21 protein-coding genes are annotated in these 15,713 nt (G+C 53.5%); 8 read left to right on the top strand and 13 right to left on the bottom strand.

Features of this window, described 5'->3' with window-relative positions:
- Positions 1–742, top strand: a 742-nt coding sequence (locus tag GJ1_RS15760) for a putative bifunctional diguanylate cyclase/phosphodiesterase (protein ID WP_066234450.1), incomplete at its 5' end; no start/stop codon positions are given.
- 53 nt (positions 743–795) lie between these two features.
- Here GJ1_RS15760 and glpK read toward each other — a convergent pair.
- From glpK to GJ1_RS15740, 4 genes are all read right to left on the bottom strand, one after another.
- On the bottom strand, positions 796–2,286 hold the full coding sequence (gene glpK, locus GJ1_RS15755; protein ID WP_066234447.1) for a glycerol kinase GlpK: 1,491 nt from the start codon (positions 2,284–2,286) through the stop codon (positions 796–798).
- Between the two features lie 63 nt (positions 2,287–2,349).
- Positions 2,350–3,168 (bottom strand): MIP/aquaporin family protein, encoded by an 819-nt coding sequence (locus GJ1_RS15750; protein ID WP_066234445.1) that lies wholly within the window; start codon positions 3,166–3,168, stop codon positions 2,350–2,352.
- A 204-nt stretch (positions 3,169–3,372) separates the two neighbouring features.
- Entirely contained in the window at positions 3,373–3,774 is a 402-nt protein-coding gene (locus GJ1_RS15745; protein ID WP_066234442.1) for a sporulation protein, read from the bottom strand.
- 194 nt (positions 3,775–3,968) lie between these two features.
- Positions 3,969–4,220, bottom strand: a complete 252-nt coding sequence (locus tag GJ1_RS15740; RefSeq protein WP_066234439.1) for a hypothetical protein — start codon at positions 4,218–4,220, stop codon at positions 3,969–3,971.
- A 320-nt stretch (positions 4,221–4,540) separates the two neighbouring features.
- Between GJ1_RS15740 and cspD the strand changes: the two genes are divergently transcribed.
- Together cspD and GJ1_RS15730 are read left to right on the top strand one after the other, a co-directional pair.
- Entirely contained in the window at positions 4,541–4,741 is a 201-nt protein-coding gene (gene cspD, locus GJ1_RS15735; protein WP_003251474.1) for a cold-shock protein CspD, read from the top strand.
- Between the two features lie 130 nt (positions 4,742–4,871).
- Positions 4,872–5,141 (top strand): DUF2564 family protein, encoded by a 270-nt coding sequence (locus tag GJ1_RS15730; protein WP_066234437.1) that lies wholly within the window; start codon positions 4,872–4,874, stop codon positions 5,139–5,141.
- Between the two features lie 160 nt (positions 5,142–5,301).
- Here the strand turns inward: GJ1_RS15730 and GJ1_RS15725 are convergent, their stop codons facing one another.
- Together GJ1_RS15725 and GJ1_RS15720 are read right to left on the bottom strand one after the other, a co-directional pair.
- A complete protein-coding gene (locus tag GJ1_RS15725; RefSeq protein WP_063166191.1) occupies positions 5,302–5,517 on the bottom strand; it encodes a zinc-finger domain-containing protein in 216 nt (71 codons plus the stop codon).
- Between the two features lie 6 nt (positions 5,518–5,523).
- Complete coding sequence (locus GJ1_RS15720) at positions 5,524–6,189, bottom strand: ribonuclease H family protein (protein WP_066234434.1); 666 nt, start codon at positions 6,187–6,189, stop codon at positions 5,524–5,526.
- Between the two features lie 218 nt (positions 6,190–6,407).
- Between GJ1_RS15720 and GJ1_RS15715 the strand changes: the two genes are divergently transcribed.
- Positions 6,408–7,334 carry a DMT family transporter gene (locus GJ1_RS15715; protein WP_066234432.1) on the top strand — a complete coding sequence of 309 codons (927 nt, stop codon included), beginning with the start codon at positions 6,408–6,410 and terminating at the stop codon, positions 7,332–7,334.
- Positions 7,335–7,445: 111 nt separating this feature from the next.
- Here GJ1_RS15715 and GJ1_RS15710 read toward each other — a convergent pair whose 3' ends face one another.
- Positions 7,446–7,910, bottom strand: coding sequence for a divergent PAP2 family protein (locus GJ1_RS15710; RefSeq protein WP_066234429.1), 465 nt, complete (start codon positions 7,908–7,910; stop codon positions 7,446–7,448).
- A gap of 75 nt (positions 7,911–7,985) precedes the next feature.
- On the opposite strand from GJ1_RS15710, the gene sspL reads away from it, so the two are divergent.
- Positions 7,986–8,123, top strand: a complete 138-nt coding sequence (sspL, locus tag GJ1_RS15705; RefSeq protein ID WP_066234426.1) for a small, acid-soluble spore protein L — start codon at positions 7,986–7,988, stop codon at positions 8,121–8,123.
- A gap of 37 nt (positions 8,124–8,160) precedes the next feature.
- Here sspL and acnA read toward each other — a convergent pair whose 3' ends face one another.
- Positions 8,161–10,881: an aconitate hydratase AcnA gene (acnA, locus tag GJ1_RS15700; protein WP_066234423.1), complete on the bottom strand. Its 2,721-nt coding sequence runs from the start codon at positions 10,879–10,881 to the stop codon at positions 8,161–8,163.
- A gap of 233 nt (positions 10,882–11,114) precedes the next feature.
- On the opposite strand from acnA, the gene sspO reads away from it, so the two are divergent.
- Positions 11,115–11,264, top strand: a complete 150-nt coding sequence (sspO, locus tag GJ1_RS15695; protein ID WP_033025147.1) for a small acid-soluble spore protein SspO — start codon at positions 11,115–11,117, stop codon at positions 11,262–11,264.
- A 68-nt stretch (positions 11,265–11,332) separates the two neighbouring features.
- Here sspO and GJ1_RS15690 read toward each other — a convergent pair whose 3' ends face one another.
- Positions 11,333–11,593, bottom strand: coding sequence for a hypothetical protein (locus tag GJ1_RS15690; RefSeq protein ID WP_044731623.1), 261 nt, complete (start codon positions 11,591–11,593; stop codon positions 11,333–11,335).
- Positions 11,594–11,722: 129 nt separating this feature from the next.
- Between GJ1_RS15690 and GJ1_RS15685 the strand changes: the two genes are divergently transcribed.
- Positions 11,723–11,869: a small acid-soluble spore protein P gene (locus GJ1_RS15685; RefSeq protein WP_011230843.1), complete on the top strand. Its 147-nt coding sequence runs from the start codon at positions 11,723–11,725 to the stop codon at positions 11,867–11,869.
- Positions 11,870–12,249: 380 nt separating this feature from the next.
- Here the strand turns inward: GJ1_RS15685 and GJ1_RS15680 are convergent, their stop codons facing one another.
- Complete coding sequence (locus tag GJ1_RS15680) at positions 12,250–12,900, bottom strand: cell wall hydrolase (RefSeq protein ID WP_066234421.1); 651 nt, start codon at positions 12,898–12,900, stop codon at positions 12,250–12,252.
- 316 nt (positions 12,901–13,216) lie between these two features.
- Between GJ1_RS15680 and GJ1_RS15675 the strand changes: the two genes are divergently transcribed.
- Positions 13,217–13,651, top strand: coding sequence for a DUF2621 domain-containing protein (locus GJ1_RS15675; protein WP_066234457.1), 435 nt, complete (start codon positions 13,217–13,219; stop codon positions 13,649–13,651).
- A gap of 169 nt (positions 13,652–13,820) precedes the next feature.
- Here the strand turns inward: GJ1_RS15675 and GJ1_RS15670 are convergent, their stop codons facing one another.
- From GJ1_RS15670 to GJ1_RS15660, 3 genes are all read right to left on the bottom strand, one after another.
- Positions 13,821–14,300, bottom strand: a complete 480-nt coding sequence (locus GJ1_RS15670) for a CcdC family protein (RefSeq protein WP_373278046.1) — start codon at positions 14,298–14,300, stop codon at positions 13,821–13,823.
- Between the two features lie 183 nt (positions 14,301–14,483).
- On the bottom strand, positions 14,484–14,840 hold the full coding sequence (locus tag GJ1_RS15665; RefSeq protein WP_066234417.1) for a response regulator: 357 nt from the start codon (positions 14,838–14,840) through the stop codon (positions 14,484–14,486).
- A gap of 68 nt (positions 14,841–14,908) precedes the next feature.
- Positions 14,909–15,616 carry a cytochrome c biogenesis protein CcdA gene (locus GJ1_RS15660; RefSeq protein WP_066234415.1) on the bottom strand — a complete coding sequence of 236 codons (708 nt, stop codon included), beginning with the start codon at positions 15,614–15,616 and terminating at the stop codon, positions 14,909–14,911.
- Positions 15,617–15,713 lie beyond the last annotated feature (97 nt).

Here is a 15,713-nt window from a genome sequence, read left to right as displayed (position 1 = left end):
CATGGATGGGTTCGTCCTATTGTACCAGCCGATTGTCGATGTACGGACAAAAGCCGTTTCCGCTATGGAAACGCTCATTCGTTGGCATCACCCCACCGAAGGCGTTGTGCCGCCAGGGGATTTTATTCCGCTCGCCGAGGAAACGGGTCTCATTATTCCCATCGGCGAATGGACGATCCAACAGGCCTGCCGGCAGCACGAACGTTGGCGTCGGCAAGGATTCGCGCCGATTCGAATGGCTGTCAACATTTCCGTCAAAGAGCTGCACCATCCGCAATTCGCCGCCCGCGTGGAAGCCATTTTGGCGGAGACGAATATGAAACCATCGTGGTTGGAACTTGAAATTACAGAAACGATCGCCATTTATCAAGAAACGACCGTTTTGGCCAATTTGCGCCGGTTGAAAGAGATGGGGGTGCGCCTGTCCATTGATGATTTCGGCACTGGCTATTCCTCGCTCGCCTATTTGAAACAATTGAACATTGACACCGTGAAAATCGACCGTACCTTCATCGCAGATTGCCCCCATTCGCACTATGGCAGCATCATCACAAGCACAATCATCTCCCTCGGCCATCATCTTGGCATGAACGTCATCGCCGAAGGAGTAGAGCGTGAGGAACAGCTCGAGTACTTAAGGAAAAAAGGTTGCCACGAGGCGCAAGGCTACTTGTTCCGGCCCCCCATGCCGGCAGATGAAGCAGTCGGCCTGCTTGCACGCAGCATCGAGCGAAGGACGTAAAAACGCGGATGCCCGTCATCCAGGGCATCCGCGTTTTTCTAATAAATCATTAATCATTTAAACGCCATCGCCGCCCGTACTGCTTTTTTCCAGCCGTCATAAAGCACCGTCCGTCGGTCGGCGGACATATTCGGCTCAAAGCGGCGGTCAAGCTGCCATTGAGCGGCGATCTCTTCGCGGCTGTTCCAATAGCCGACGGCTAAGCCGGCCAAATAAGCAGCGCCAAGGGCGGTCGTTTCATTGATGACCGGCCGCTCGACCGGCACAGCGAGCAAATCGCTCTGGAACTGCATGAGGAAATTGTTTTTCACCGCGCCGCCGTCGACGCGCAGCGTTGTCAGCGAGATGCCGGAATCGGCTTCCATAGCGGCGAGCACGTCTTTTGTCTGGTAGGCGAGCGATTCCAATGTCGCCCGGATGAAATGCTCTTTCGTCGTACCGCGCGTCAGGCCGAACACCGCCCCGCGCACCTCACTGTCCCAATACGGCGTACCGAGGCCGACGAACGCCGGAACGACATACACTCCGTCTGTCGACTCGACTTTTTCGGCGTACGCTTCGCTGTCAGCCGCCGTTTTGATCATCCGCAAGCCGTCGCGCAGCCATTGAATGGCCGAGCCGGCGACGAAAATGCTGCCTTCAAGTGCATATTCAACCTTGCCGTCAATGCCCCAGGCGATCGTTGTCAGCAGCCCGTGTTTCGACTCGACCGCTTTTTCTCCCGTATTCATGAGCATAAAGCAGCCGGTGCCGTACGTATTTTTCGCCATCCCTTCTTGAAAGCACGCTTGGCCGAACAGAGCCGCCTGCTGGTCGCCCGCGGCCCCAGCGATCGGCACCTCAACGCCGAAGAAATGATAGGGAACGGTTTTCGCGTATACTTCCGATGATGGACGCACCTCAGGAAGCATCGCCTTAGGCACGTTTAAAATCGCAAGCAATTCGTCGTCCCACTCAAGCGTATGGATGTTAAACATCAACGTGCGCGACGCGTTCGAATAGTCGGTCACATGAGCGCGGCCGCCTGAGAGTTTCCAAATGAGCCACGTATCGATCGTGCCGAAAAGCAATTCGCCGCGCTCCGCCCGCTCGCGCGCTCCGTCGACATGGTCCAAAATCCATTTCACTTTCGTTCCGGAAAAATAGGCATCAATGAGCAAACCGGTTTTTTCGCGAAACAGCGGGTCATATCCTTTCGCTTTCAGCTCGTCGCAAATGCCAGCTGTCTGGCGAGACTGCCAGACGATGGCGTTATAAATCGGGTTGCCGGTGTCTTTCTCCCACACAACCGTCGTCTCCCGTTGGTTGGTAATGCCGATTGCGGCCACCTGTTCCGGCTTCACCTCGGCTTCAGACAACACGCTGGCAATGACGGCAAGCACCGAGCCCCAAATTTCGTTGGCATTGTGCTCAACCCAGCCGGGCTGCGGGAAATATTGCGTAAACTCTTTTTGCGCCATATGAACGACCTCGCCCTTTTGATTGAACAAAATCGCGCGCGAGCTGGTCGTACCTTGGTCGATGGCTAAAATGTATTGATTCATGACTTTTCCCCTTTCTCCCTTATTTGCTTTTCTCGGCAAATCCACGCGCAAACCATGCGCCAGTTAGAGAGATTGGCGGCTTGCGGCGTTGGCCGTTTTTCCTTTTGCCATCTTCGCCGCCGCCAAAACGACTGCGGTTGCCGCCAGCACTCCCCATAATGCGCCTGTCGGTTTTCCCAAGAAAACGGCTTTATAGACCAAACTGCCCAACGCGCCGCCAAGCAGCGGTCCGACAATCGGCACCCACGCATACGACCAATTCGATGACCCTTTCCCTGGAATTGGCAACAAAAAGTGGGCTAAGCGAGGCCCAAAGTCTCGGGCCGGATTAATGGCGTATCCGGTCGTACCGCCGAGCGACAGCCCAATCGCCACGATCAAAAAACCAACGACAAACGGATTGAGCCCATCAGCGAATTTGTTGGCGCCAATAGCCAAGATGGCTAAAACCAACACAAACGTTCCAATGATCTCGCTAAGCAAGTTGGCCGCCGTATTCGGCACGGCCGGCCCGGTGGCGAACACGCCAAGCTTGACGCCCGGATCGTCCGTTTCTTTCCAATGCGGCCAATAGTGGAGATAGACGACGGCAGCCCCAACCATAGCGCCAAGCACCTGTGCCAACACATAGCCAGGGACATCTTTCCATGGAAAATCGCCGCTGAGCGCCAACGCTAACGTCAGCGCCGGGTTGAGATGGGCGCCGCTATACCGGCCGACAGCGTATGCGGCCACGGCCACCGCCAGCCCCCATCCCATCGTAATGACGATCCACCCCGAGTTGGCGGCGTACGATTTCTTCAAATTGACTCCGGCGCACACCCCCGCCCCGAAGATGATGAGCAATGCTGTGCCGATGAGTTCACCTAAAAATGGCGACATTCGTTCTCTTCCCCCTTTTCATTCGCGGTTTTCTTTGCCATTTCCTGCTTGGGCAATCCCTCCGGAGGGTGATCCGTTGGGTGAAAAAGCAAAAACCCACACACTTCCCCGCTAATCAACGAGGAATATGTGTGGGTCTCCGCTTCTCCACCACAACGTTATTAACTTGCTTTTAGCATATCATCTGTTGAAAACGCTGTCAACCTATTTTTTCGGCAAAATTTGCACATAATCGAAGTCAAGCGTATCGACCGCGTCTTCGATATGAAGGCGGGTGATGAACCGGTACGACCGGCCGGGGCGCGATGGCAGGAGCGTCTCTGGGATCGTGTAGGCAAACGGGATTTCCTTTTTCTCGCCTGGCTTGATCACAAACATTCCCGCCGCTGGAATGACGGCGATGACATGATCGTGTTCCTTGCCGTTTTCAATGATTTTTTGCACCAGCTCGACATCAAGCCTCTCGATCATCTGTTCCACCGTTCCGCCATAAATGTGAACGATCCCTTCAATCGTTTCCCCTTGGTGCCATAACGATGTATTTAAGATCAAGTCGACGTGCGCCGACCCGACTCCGACTTTTGACATCATTTTGCGCAGCAACACCGTTGTCACCTCTTTTGTCTATCTTTCTCGTCATGAAAGTATACGAAAAAATGCCGCCGCCCGTTTCAGCTTCAGCGCAAAAAAAATAAACAGACGGCTGACTAGGCGTCTGCCCCAAAGCGAAAACAGACGGACGCGGCATTTTGTTACCGCTTACATTGAGAGTACCGCATTCGCCTTCGTTTGTCAATTGGTTATTCGTACACATTTTCGTTTTCGATAATGTAATCAATCCGGATGACTGGGACATCTTGCTGCTCGACCTCGGCGACAATCAGGCCGACCCGATCGTTGTAGATGCAAAACGTTTCCTGCCCTTTGCGGAACGCCGACTCCCCGTACGAAAGAACCATATGATAAATTTTATTGTCGCTGAAATACCGGCGGCTGACCCGGCTCCCTAACCGGACGATCACTTCTTTTCCCGCGATTTTCCCGCGGTACATCCGCTTCTCCCCCTTTTTGTCGTTCCTATTCCAATGTATGGCTGTTGCTGCCCGCTCATGACTTTTTTCTCCCCAAGCGGCCCGTTTTCCTTTGTAACCCATGGTTTTTCAGACAGGCAGACAACTTTTTTCGGAAATTTCCTTTCTTTTGCTTGACGCGGCCACCCGCGGTAGTGTATAGTAAAGTCATCACATAACAGAATATATTTCAGGCATTCAACACGAAGGCGCATCTTGGATGGCTGTGAAGTATATTTTGTTATTTGATAAATCTTGAGGTTAGCCGAACAGGCTAAAGGTATTAGGAGGAATTCAGTATTATGCAACGTGGTAAAGTAAAATGGTTTAACAACGAAAAAGGCTACGGTTTCATCGAAGTGGAAGGCGGTTCCGACGTATTCGTCCACTTCACGGCGATCCAAGGTGAAGGGTTCAAAACGTTAGAAGAAGGCCAAGAAGTTTCGTTTGAAATCGTCCAAGGAAACCGCGGACCGCAAGCAGCGAACGTTGTCAAATTATAAGGCTTCGTTGACATAGACGAGAGAACGGGAGCGGAACGAGAGGCATCCTGCAGCATCGCAGGATGTCTTTTTCATTTGATTGGCATAAATTTCACCAAACGGCGAACAATAAGGAAAGGGAGGTGTTCATATGACGAGACGCGATGCCGACGTACATACGGGATACAACGACTTGAAGCAAGTGGAAATGTTCGTCGAGACGGCGGAGAAAATGGTCGGCCAGGCGACGATGCAACTGGATCCGGAAATGCTTGACCATGCCGAACAGGCGGTGAAAAACGCCCGCGACCAACTGGCGCGCGCCCGCCAAGAAGCCACGGGCGTCGACGGGGATTTTCTCGACCGCTGCGAACAAAAATTGGCCCGCGCCGAGCATCAGCTTCGCGAGGCGCAACAATAGCCCGAACGAGACGGAGCTTCGCTTGGCGAAGCTCTTTTTTCGCTACGCCCCCAATCGCGCGGCAAGCAGCAACGAACAAAACGTACGCGCCTGCCGAAATGCTTGTCGGCGCGCATGAACAAAGAACGCCCTCAGCCGCAGCTTCCTGCGCCGTTCGGTCCTACTGGCGCGGACGCGGCGGCGCTGATAGGAGCATCTCCCCGTACTGCCGCATTTGTTCCCCTACGGTGCATTGCTGGATGCAAAACGACTGGGCGTACGTTTTGCCGTACTCTTTTCGGAACGTGCTTTTTAAAAAGCAGCCGTCGCAGTATGTCTCCTCCAGCCAAGCGATTTGATCCAATATTTCTTTGCGTCGGTTTCGCTTCTTTCCCATACGGCTTTACCCTTCCTCTGTCAATTCCGTTCGGCTCGTGATGAGCTGCCCCCTAAGCGCCTTTTGAGCGAGCGAATCCGCTTCTTTATTTTGCTTGCGCGAAATCGGTTCATATGCCGGCTCGATGCCAAGCTCGCGCATTTTCTCTTCAATGCGGTCCAGCCAAACGTTGTAATCGTCTTCAAAACACGGCCAATCGCCGGACAGCTGCTTTAACACGACGTGGGAATCGCCGCGGAACGTCACCGGCAAATGGTGAACGCCGAGCTCTTCAAGCAGCTGCATGACAAACCAAAACGCTGCGTATTCCGCTTCGTTATTCGATTTGATTTCGCCAAGCTTTCGGTTGGCGCGCAACCGGTAGCGATGATCATTTTGCTTATAGTATACGACCGCGCCGACGCCTCCTTGCGACGTCTCGTGATCAAAGCCACCGTCAAAATACACAACGATCTCATGCGGTTCGACGGCAATTTCTTCCAACAACTTTCGCAGTTCTTTTTTGGACCACACCGTGCCGTTTCGGTCGATGAACTCAATTGTTTTCGTCCGCCCGGTTTTTTCAAAATCATCCGCCAAAGCGAGCGCCTGTTTGGCATCGATCCAATCGGAGACAAGAAACGCCTCTTGTTTTTTCGGCGTCATATATGTCCAGTGGATTTGCACATCCAACGCGTCGTCACCCTTCCGCGTGGCGATGATCGAGGTCGGTTTTTATTTTACCACACTTTCGCCCTTGTTCATTACCTAATTTATGCCCAATTTCTTCTTGTATCAACCATTTTGCCGCAAGCGCCCATCTTTTTTCCAAAATGTATGTCTTTTTCGGCCTATTTATGGTACACTAGCGGCTAGCAGCTAATTAACGGACGTACAAGGGGGAAAGCAAATTGAAGCAACAAACGATCGCGGATTTGAGTTTGTTGGCGGTGACGCTCGTCTGGGGTGCGACGTTCGTCGTCGTTCAAAACGCCATTTCCTTTTTGGAGCCGTTGTCGTTTAACGCCGTTCGCTTCAGTTTGGCCGGCTTGCTGCTTCTCGCTTGGATCGCCATCTCCTCTTGCCCGCTTCTCGGCCAGTTGTCATGGCGGGTCATCAGCGCCGGGGCATGGATGGGGATATGGCTGTTTTGCGGCTATGCGTTCCAAACGGTCGGGCTGTTGTATACGACTTCGTCAAAAGCCGGCTTTATTACCGGACTGAGCGTGGTGCTTGTGCCGCTGTTTTCGTTTGTTCTGTTAAAGCAAAAGCCAACCGCCAATGCGGCCATCGGGGCGATGCTTGCCGCGTTCGGCTTGTATTGGCTGACGGGCGGAGCGGAGCTGTCGTTCAATCGAGGCGATCTGTTTGTCTTTCTTTGCGCCGTTTCGTTTGCCATGCACATTATCGTCACCGGCCAATATTCATCCCGGTATTCGACGCTGCTGCTGACGATGGTGCAAATTTTCACCGTCGCCGTGCTCTGTTTCGTCTTTGCCTTTTGGTTTGAAGATGCCGCCCAAATGTGGAATATGGCGGTGCTCCGCCGCCCGGAAGTGTGGGGCGCGCTCGCTGTGACATCGCTTTTGGCGACGACCGCGGCGTTTCTCATCCAAACGGCGGTGCAAAAATATACGACTCCCGCTCATGTCGCGCTCATTTTCGCTATGGAACCGGTGTTTGCCGCTTTGACCGCCTACTTTTGGGCTGGAGAGCGGCTGTCGCCATCGGCCTGGCTTGGCGGCGTGGCGATTTTGGCCGGCATGATTCTCGCCGAATTGCCAAGCGCGCGCTTTTGGGGCAGACGATGGCGGGAAAAACGAAACATCCCGTCATAGCCGCAACAGTTTCCCCAGCGAAAAATGGAGCAGCTCTTTGGCGGCTGGGGGCATTCCGTTGTCCATCACCCCATGTCGCGGACGCCTGATGCGCTTCGCTGCCTGAGGCTGTCAGCCGCGGCGCCGACAACCCCAATGCGATAAAGCGCCCGCGGCCATTCCTAAGAGCGCCCCGCCGACGACTTCGATCGGCTCGTGCCCGAGCCGGGCGCGCAACTGCTGCTGTCGTTTTTGATAAACGGTTTGTTTTGGGTCGCCTTCCAACTTTTTCACTTCCTCGGCGAGCTCGTTCAGGCGAAGGGCAAGCTCGCCTGCTTGGCGCCGCACCCCTTGCGCATCGTACATGACGATCATGCCAAACAAAGCCGCCAAAGCAAAATCGATCGTGCGCACGCCCCTCTCTAAAGCAATAAACGTCGCCAGCGCCGAAACACCGGCTGAGTGGGAACTTGGCATCCCACCCGTTTCGAAGAACAGACGCCAGTCCCACCGGCCGGTCTCCAGCTGCTTGATCGGGATTTTCAGAAACTGGGCGAGCGCGATCGTCGCGAGCGCCGTTTTCAGTCCTTTGTTCATCACACGTTCCTCCCTTGCTTATATTTTGACCGAGGGCGGCCATACTATCCATAAAGAGCGGAGGTGAAGAAAGCAATGACCAAAAACGGCGGCCGAAACCGCGGCACGAAGGCGCCGGGCGTCAACCCGCAAGGCTTTGCCCAAGACGGGGCGTTCACCCCGGACCCGAAAAGCAAACTGGAAAACGCGGCGAAAAAGCTCAACACAAAATAAAAGCAGGCTTCCCGATGTGGGAGCCTGCTTTTTGTCGTTATTGTTTCACTTTCGCCAATTTTTCGCGCAGCACCATTTGCAAAATGCCGCCGTGGCGATAGTAGTCGATTTCGACTTCGCTGTCAAAGCGGACGATCACGTCGAATTCTTTTTTCTCGCCCGTATCCGGGTTCGTCGCCGTCACTTTGACGAGGTCGCGCGGTTTGACGTTTTCATCGATGTGAATGTCAAACACTTCTTTGCCGGTCAAGCCGAGCGTCTCCGCATTTTCGCCTTCTTTGAATTGCAGCGGCAGGACGCCCATCAAGACGAGGTTCGAGCGATGAATGCGTTCAAAGCTTTCGGCAATGACCGTTTTAATGCCGAGCAAGAACGTCCCTTTCGCCGCCCAGTCGCGCGAGCTGCCCATGCCGTAGTCTTTGCCGGCGATGACGACAAGCCCAATGCCGTCTTGTTTGTATCTCATGCACGCATCGTACATCGACATCACTTCGCCGGTCGGCCAGTACGTCGTGTAGCCGCCTTCCGTGCCCGGCGCGATTTGGTTGCGGATGCGGATGTTGGCGAACGTGCCGCGCATCATCACCTCATGGTTGCCGCGCCGCGAACCGTACGAGTTGAAGTCTTTCGGCTCGACGCCTTTCGAGATCAAATATTGCCCTGCCGGCGTGTTTTTGCCGATGGAACCTGCCGGCGAAATATGGTCGGTCGTCACTGAATCGCCGAACTTGCCGACGACGCGCAAGCCGGTGAGCGGTTCGACTTTGCGCACTTCCGGCGACAAGCCTTCAAAGAACGGCGGATTTTGAATGTACGTCGAGTTTTCATCCCATTGGTAAAGCGGCTCGTCCGTCGTTTCGATGGCATTCCAACGCGGATTGCCGTCGAACACGCGCTCATATTCTTTGCGGAACAGTTCCGGATCGACCGCTTGTTTCACGACGGCTTTTACCTCTTCCATCGACGGCCAAATATCGCGGAAGTAGACATCGTTGCCGTCTTTGTCTTTGCCGATCGGTTCGTTGAGCAGGTCGATGTCGACCGTCCCGGCAAGCGCATAGGCGACGACAAGCGGCGGCGAAGCCAAATAGTTCCCTTTGACAAGCGGGTGGATGCGGCCTTCAAAGTTCCGGTTGCCGGACAGAACGCTTGTCACGAGCAGATCGCTTTCCGCGAGCGCTTTTTCAAGCTCTGGCGCAAGCGGGCCCGAGTTGCCGATGCATGTCGTGCAGCCGTAGCCGACGATGTTAAAGCCAAGCTGCTCGAGGTATGGAAGCAGTCCTGAGTCACGCAAGTAGCCGGTGACGACTTTCGAGCCCGGCGCGAGCGACGTTTTTACGTATTTCGGCACTTGCAAGCCTTTTTCCACCGCTTTTTTCGCCACTAAGCCAGCGGCGACGAGCACGTACGGGTTCGACGTATTCGTACAGCTCGTGATGGCCGCAATGACGACGGCGCCCGTTTTCAATTTCACTTGTTCGCCGTTCAGCGTGACTGTAATTTCCCGCTCCAAGTCCGCTTCCGTCAAGCCGAAGCCTTGGTTGCCTTGCGGCGCTTTCACCGCGTCGCGGAACGATTGTTTCATTTTCGAAAGCGGGATCAAATCTTGCGGCCGTTTCGGGCCAGACAAGTTCGTTTCGATTTCCGACAAGTTGATTTCGACAACGTCCGTAAACACCGGCTCCGGCGCATCCGGCGTGTAGAACAAACCGTTCGCTTTGCAATACGCTTCGACGACTTGAACGTGATGTTCGTCTCGGCCGGTCAAGCGCAAATAGTCAAGCGCTTCGGCATCAACCGGGAAGAAGCCGCATGTCGCCCCGTACTCCGGCGCCATATTGGCGATCGTCGCCCGGTCAGCAAGCGGCAAGGTCGCAACCCCTGGTCCGAAAAATTCGACGAATTTGCCGACGACGCCTTTTTTCCGGAGCACTTGCGTCACCTTAAGCGCCAAGTCGGTGGCCGTCGCTCCGTCCGGCAATTTGCCTGTCAGGCGGACACCGATGACTTCCGGCACCGGGAAGTATGACGGCTGGCCAAGCATGCCGGCTTCCGCCTCAATGCCGCCGACCCCCCAGCCGAGAACGCCGAGGCCGTTGATCATCGTCGTATGCGAGTCCGTACCGACAAGCGTATCCGGGAACGCTTCATACTCGCCGTTTTCCCCTTCGACCGCGTGAACGACGCTTGCCAAATACTCCAAGTTCACTTGGTGGACGATCCCCGTGGCCGGCGGAACCGCACGGTAGTTGTTAAACGCTTTTTGCGCCCATTTCAAAAACTTGTACCGCTCGGCGTTCCGTTTGAATTCCAAATCCATGTTGTACTCCAGCGCATCGTCCGACCCGTAGCGGTCGACTTGCACCGAGTGGTCGATGACGAGATCGACCGGAATTTCCGGGTTGATTTCGTACGGGTCGCCGCCTAGATCAGCCATCGCTTTGCGCATCGAAGCCAAATCGACGACCGCCGGCACGCCGGTGAAGTCTTGCAAAATGACGCGCGACGGCTTAAACGGCACGTCGATGTCTTTCATTTCCGGCGTTCCCCATTTCGCCAAGTTTTCGACGTGCTCTTTCGTAATGACGCGGCCGTCGACTTGGCGGAGCACCGATTCAAGCAATACTTTGATCGAGTACGGCAGGCGGCTCACCTGGCCGATGCCCGCTTCTTCAAGCGCTTGCAAACGGTAATAGTTGTACTTTTTACCGTTTACTTCAAACGAAGCGCGGGCGTTAAACACATCTTGTTTCGCCATATGTATTACCCCCTTCACTTCACAATAATACTATACTATTTTTTCGCACAAAAGTCGAAAAAATAGCATGAATTCTCCCAATCCCCATAAAGTTCGGCACGACTTTATCTTATTATAGAACAGGACAAGTTGTAAATAATGTTTTCCCATGTTCCGCCATTTTATTTCTTTCCTGCGGCAAAGCAGGAATAAGGTGCTTGGTTCGTCGCAAACTAAAAGCGGAGGTGAAACGAATGGCGAAACGGAAAGCAAACCACGTGATCCCTGGCATGAACGCCGCCAAAGCGCAAGGAATGGGCGCCGGCTACAATGAAGAGTTCTCCAATGAGCCACTGACCGAGGAGCAGCGCCAAAACAATAAAAAACGAAAAAAGAATCAATAGCGCGGCGGCCGTTCCGCCACCCCGGCCTGCCGTAGCCACACAAAAAGGGAATGTCCACCGGCATTCCCTTACTCGTTTCGGTTGATGTCATCGACAATCGCCTGCAGGTCGCTGCGGAATTTTTCGAGTTGCGCGCGTTGCGTCTCGGATGCGACTTCGAGCGCGTTTTCAATCTGGGCAAACGCCTCATTGACTTCCTGCCGCAAATGGGCCAATTGGTGGCCATAGTCGGCTTGATCGCGCACTAAATGGTCATGCCATTCTTTCGCTTCCATCGTCGCCTTTTGCGCCGCCTGAAACGCGTCTTGTTTCGTTTTATGGTAAACCATGGCTCGTTCCTCCTTTTCCGGTCATGGCGGTCATCCATTACTTATCGTCTCAAACCGGCCGCAAATTATACGCTGAATAAACGGCAGCCGCCGCCGGCATGCTAATAAGCAAAAAGGAGGGACAAGGCGATGACGAACAAAAACGACGGCAAAGATATGCGCAAAAACGCGCCCAAAGGCGACAACCCTGGGCAACCGGAGCCGCTTGATGGATCGAAAAAGGTGAAAAATCGCAATCACACGCGGCAAAAACATAATACAAGCCATGATATGTAGCCCGATTGGGCCAGCGGGCGGCGTCTGGTCATCTCTCGATCCGTCGTGAAAGAGGGAACGAGCGCCGTCCTTATGCCTCTTCCGTACAATGGCTTGCAGCGCTTCCTGGGATCAAAATCAGACCATTAACTTTACATAATATATTTATCGTTAAATCAATCTTTATCATCCTCGCTTTAGATCAAACCGTACAGTAGAGGCTTCACCCCTTTTCTTTTTTTAAAAACATGGAAAGGAAAATGAACGAGACCCCGCCCATGTTTCCTAGGCGGGGCATCTCTGGTTATGGAGTGATCTTCTCATATAACTCAACGCAAAGCAGGCTCCGCCCCATCGACGACATGGCACCGACAAAATAAAGAGGCCCCATTTGGCCTCTTTCACTTGGCAAATACATGATGCCCGATGCGGATCGTCACCGGACGCGACAGCATCCATTTGTCTTTCGTAATTTTCGGATTGTAGAAATAGAGCGAACCGCGGCGATCAGTTGGGAATAAGGCGAGCGCCTTGTCGACCGCCTCGTAATCTTGCTTGGTCGGCTGAATGCGGGTCAGTTTTCCCGTTTTCACCGGTACAAATGCATAGCCCGATTTCGTTTTTTGATAAATGACGCCGCGCACCGTTTTCGGGAACTCAGGATGTTGAGTGCGGTTCAAAATGACGAGCGCCACTTCCACTTTGCCGGCGAACGGCTCGCTCGATCCGGTTTCGGCTTGCACGAGCTGGGCGAGCAGCTTCCGGTCAGCCGCGCTTAATGAAATGGCCTTCTTCTTCGCTGGGGCCGAAGCCGATCGCTTCGCCGCAGCCGGCACTTTCAACCTTTCGCCGATATAAATCACATCGCTTTTTAACCCGTTTAACGACTTTAACGAGGCAACCGTGATATGATATTGTTTGGCGATTTTTGATAACGTATCGCCTTTTTTCACTTGATAGTATGTATACGAGCCGGCCGCTTCCGCTGACAGCCCCTGAGAGCTTAACGCCATACAGCAAACTATCGTGAGTGCTGCGATCGTTTTTTTCACTCTACGCATCCCCCTTAATCGTTGCCTTTTGGCTTTTTTCTTTGGTTATTAGATTAGCAGGCAAAGAAGGGAACGTCACTGTATATCTTTTCCATACGAAGCGGCCGCCGACTTTCAATCCGTTGGCGCTGTAGGGCGGGACAAGCTTTTTTACAGTTGCATTACGGTTATGTAACAGTCTGTAACGAACCAAGGTCCTGCCGGATATCCCCCTGAAACTTGCCAAACAGCGCGTTTTTCGACATAATATATAGAAGACATGGTGCGTGTATTCGCGGCAGACGGACGCAAACAGATGATGGTTGGGGGGAAAGCGATGCTGACCGGCTGGTTTCTGTGGTTTATTTTGTTTTGGACTGTCTTTTTGCTTCTCATGATGTCGATCGGCGGCTTTTTCATGTTCCGCAAGTTTTTAAAGCGGCTGCCGAAAGAGGATGGAAAGTCAGAGCTAGATTGGCAGGAATATTACATCGAGCAGACGCGCCATCTATGGGGAGAGGAAGAAAAAGCGTTGCTGGAGGAACTCGTCCGCCCAGTGCCGGAATTGTTCCGCGATGTCGCCCGTCAAAAAATCGCCGGCAAAATCGGCGAGCTCGCCCTCAAGGAGCAGGCGCCGCGCATCACGCGCGACTTGCTGATCCGCGGCTACATCATCGCAACCCCCAAGCGCGACCATAAGTTTTTGATCCGGACATTGCAGGCGAAAAACATCGATCTCTCCCCTTATCAACATTTATTGGAAAGCCGCTGATCGGCCTCTCGATTTGGTCCGAATACGAGCGGCTTTCGTCTTTTTCAACATAACAAAGCTGCCCAAACAAGCGGCTGGTTGGTACAGGCGGCTTCACGGCGGCGAAATTCCGAAAAAAGCAAAATGGCTTGGCGCAACAAAAAAGGGCTGTCCACAGCAGGGCAGCCCTTTAGGTAAGCACTGGCGGTTTCAGCTGCGCCGCCAGCTTTCTATATGAAACGTACATCGCAATCCGCCATGGGACGATCATCGAAAACGCCAGCAAATAAAACATGCCGCTTAACTGGCGGTAATCGATCGTTCGCCCTAAATACGTCTTCAAACCAAGGCGAATGACAATCAGCCCGAGCAAAATCCATATAAAAGCTTTTGAGCGTTTCAAATAAATATCGTTGCCGCGGATTTCAAATTTCGACGTTTTAATGAGAAACAGCGAGAAAAACAGGCCGAGAGCAACCGCTTCGATGAGCTCCCCACGCGTGACGCGGAAGACCGGATCGATGAACATCAGCGCCCCGGTGCTCATAAACAGCGGCGGCAAAATGATTTTTTTTGCATTCGTCGGCTTTTCCGACGCTTTCATGCGCACAAAAAAGACAAGAAACGCCATCACAACGGCGATGAGCGATGTAACAAGCGCCAAAGCCATCACCTTCTTCCGACAAAATTCACGGACAACGCTATTATAGCAAAAACCGCTCCGCTTGCCTACCTCCTCTCGAGCCGCCTGCCTTCGCCTAAGATCGCCGCCGCTTCATCCCCTCGCTTGCCAAGAGGAACGCAGCCAGCCGTCTTCCGGCGGTCATAGCGGCGCCTTTGTTTACAAGCCTGCCTACAAAAGGCGGGCGATCGCCTCGAGCACGCGCGTTTCTTCAAACGGCTTGACGATAAAGTCAGCGGCGCCGGCTTCAATCGCTTCGACGACCATGCGCTGCTGTCCTAACGCCGAGCAGATGATGATTTTCGCCCCGGGGTCGATTTCTTTAATGGCCCGCACCGCTTCAATCCCGTTCATGATCGGCATCGTAATGTCCATAATCACCAAATCAGGGCGCAGCCGGCGGTACAGCTCGACGGCCTCTTTCCCGTTTTCCGCCTCACCGGCTACCGTATGATTCGCTTTTTCCAGTATGCGAGCGAGCGTCACCCGCATAAATTTCGCATCATCAGCAATTAACACAGCCGCCATCTTTCCATCATCCTCTCCTCAACGATATTCCTCCAACAACCGCCGCACAAAGGGCGACTCCATCGCTGCTAAAAACCGGTAAATCCGCCAAACAAACTTGTCGTATAGGCAATCACCTTCGTCATCCAGTCAAAGTACAAAATGACACCCATCGCCACCATGACATAGCCGCCCGCCTTCATGATCGACGCGCTATGGCGGCGAATCCATTGCAGCTTGCCGATAAAAAACGACAAAATGAAAAACGGAACGGCAAATCCGAGCGTATAGGCGAGCATATACATCATTCCTGACCCCGGATTCGTTGCCGCGAGAGCAACAACCGCCACTAAAATCGGCCCCATGCACGGCGTCCAGCCGGCGGCGAACGCCATGCCGATCAACACGGAGCCAAGATACCCAGACGGCCGCTCACGAAACGTGATGCGCCGGTCTTTCAACAAAAACGCCGGCTTCCACAGCCCGGCGACGACGAGGCCGAGAGCGACGACCACGACCGCGCCGATTTGCCGGATCACATCTTGGTAATCAACAAACAGCCGGCCGAGAAGCGAGGTGCCAAAGCCGAGCGAAATAAAAATGAGCGAGAAGCCGAGCAAAAAGCAAAGCGTATGCCATAAGCTGCGGCGGTTGAGCATCGCATTTTCCTCTTTCAGCTCGCTGACCGACACGCCGGTGATATACGATAAAAACGCCGGATAAAGCGGCAGGCAGCACGGGGAGATAAACGACAAAAACCCGGCGCCGAACGCTAAAAATAGATTGAGATCATTCATTGGTGAACCAGCCCCTGCTTTTTTTAATTTTATTTTAGCAGAAATCCGCCTCCCCGTAACGTCCCTTGCCATGATTCTTGGTCAATTTTTCTATTTG

This window comes from Geobacillus jurassicus NBRC 107829 (genome assembly GCF_001544315.1).
GTDB classification, from domain to species: domain Bacteria; phylum Bacillota; class Bacilli; order Bacillales; family Anoxybacillaceae; genus Geobacillus; species Geobacillus jurassicus.
Note: the sequence above shows the minus strand (reverse complement) of the source record. Positions and strands in the feature narration are given on the sequence as shown.

Coding starts and splice junctions, on each gene's coding strand:
- GJ1_RS15725 (WP_063166191.1), bottom strand. CDS start 5,517: ATGGGAAAGAAGCGAAACCGACGCAAAGAAATATTGGATCAAATCGCT.
- GJ1_RS15740 (WP_066234439.1), bottom strand. CDS start 4,220: ATGTACCGCGGGAAAATCGCGGGAAAAGAAGTGATCGTCCGGTTAGGG.
- sspO (WP_033025147.1), top strand. CDS start 11,115: ATGGCGAAACGGAAAGCAAACCACGTGATCCCTGGCATGAACGCCGCC.
- GJ1_RS15690 (WP_044731623.1), bottom strand. CDS start 11,593: ATGGTTTACCATAAAACGAAACAAGACGCGTTTCAGGCGGCGCAAAAG.
- glpK (WP_066234447.1), bottom strand. CDS start 2,286: ATGAATCAATACATTTTAGCCATCGACCAAGGTACGACCAGCTCGCGC.
- GJ1_RS15670 (WP_373278046.1), bottom strand. CDS start 14,300: ATGGCTTTGGCGCTTGTTACATCGCTCATCGCCGTTGTGATGGCGTTT.
- sspL (WP_066234426.1), top strand. CDS start 7,986: ATGACCAAAAACGGCGGCCGAAACCGCGGCACGAAGGCGCCGGGCGTC.
- GJ1_RS15710 (WP_066234429.1), bottom strand. CDS start 7,910: ATGAACAAAGGACTGAAAACGGCGCTCGCGACGATCGCGCTCGCCCAG.
- GJ1_RS15665 (WP_066234417.1), bottom strand. CDS start 14,840: ATGGCGGCTGTGTTAATTGCTGATGATGCGAAATTTATGCGGGTGACG.
- cspD (WP_003251474.1), top strand. CDS start 4,541: ATGCAACGTGGTAAAGTAAAATGGTTTAACAACGAAAAAGGCTACGGT.
- GJ1_RS15750 (WP_066234445.1), bottom strand. CDS start 3,168: ATGTCGCCATTTTTAGGTGAACTCATCGGCACAGCATTGCTCATCATC.
- acnA (WP_066234423.1), bottom strand. CDS start 10,881: ATGGCGAAACAAGATGTGTTTAACGCCCGCGCTTCGTTTGAAGTAAAC.
- GJ1_RS15675 (WP_066234457.1), top strand. CDS start 13,217: ATGCTGACCGGCTGGTTTCTGTGGTTTATTTTGTTTTGGACTGTCTTT.
- GJ1_RS15685 (WP_011230843.1), top strand. CDS start 11,723: ATGACGAACAAAAACGACGGCAAAGATATGCGCAAAAACGCGCCCAAA.
- GJ1_RS15660 (WP_066234415.1), bottom strand. CDS start 15,616: ATGAATGATCTCAATCTATTTTTAGCGTTCGGCGCCGGGTTTTTGTCG.
- GJ1_RS15730 (WP_066234437.1), top strand. CDS start 4,872: ATGACGAGACGCGATGCCGACGTACATACGGGATACAACGACTTGAAG.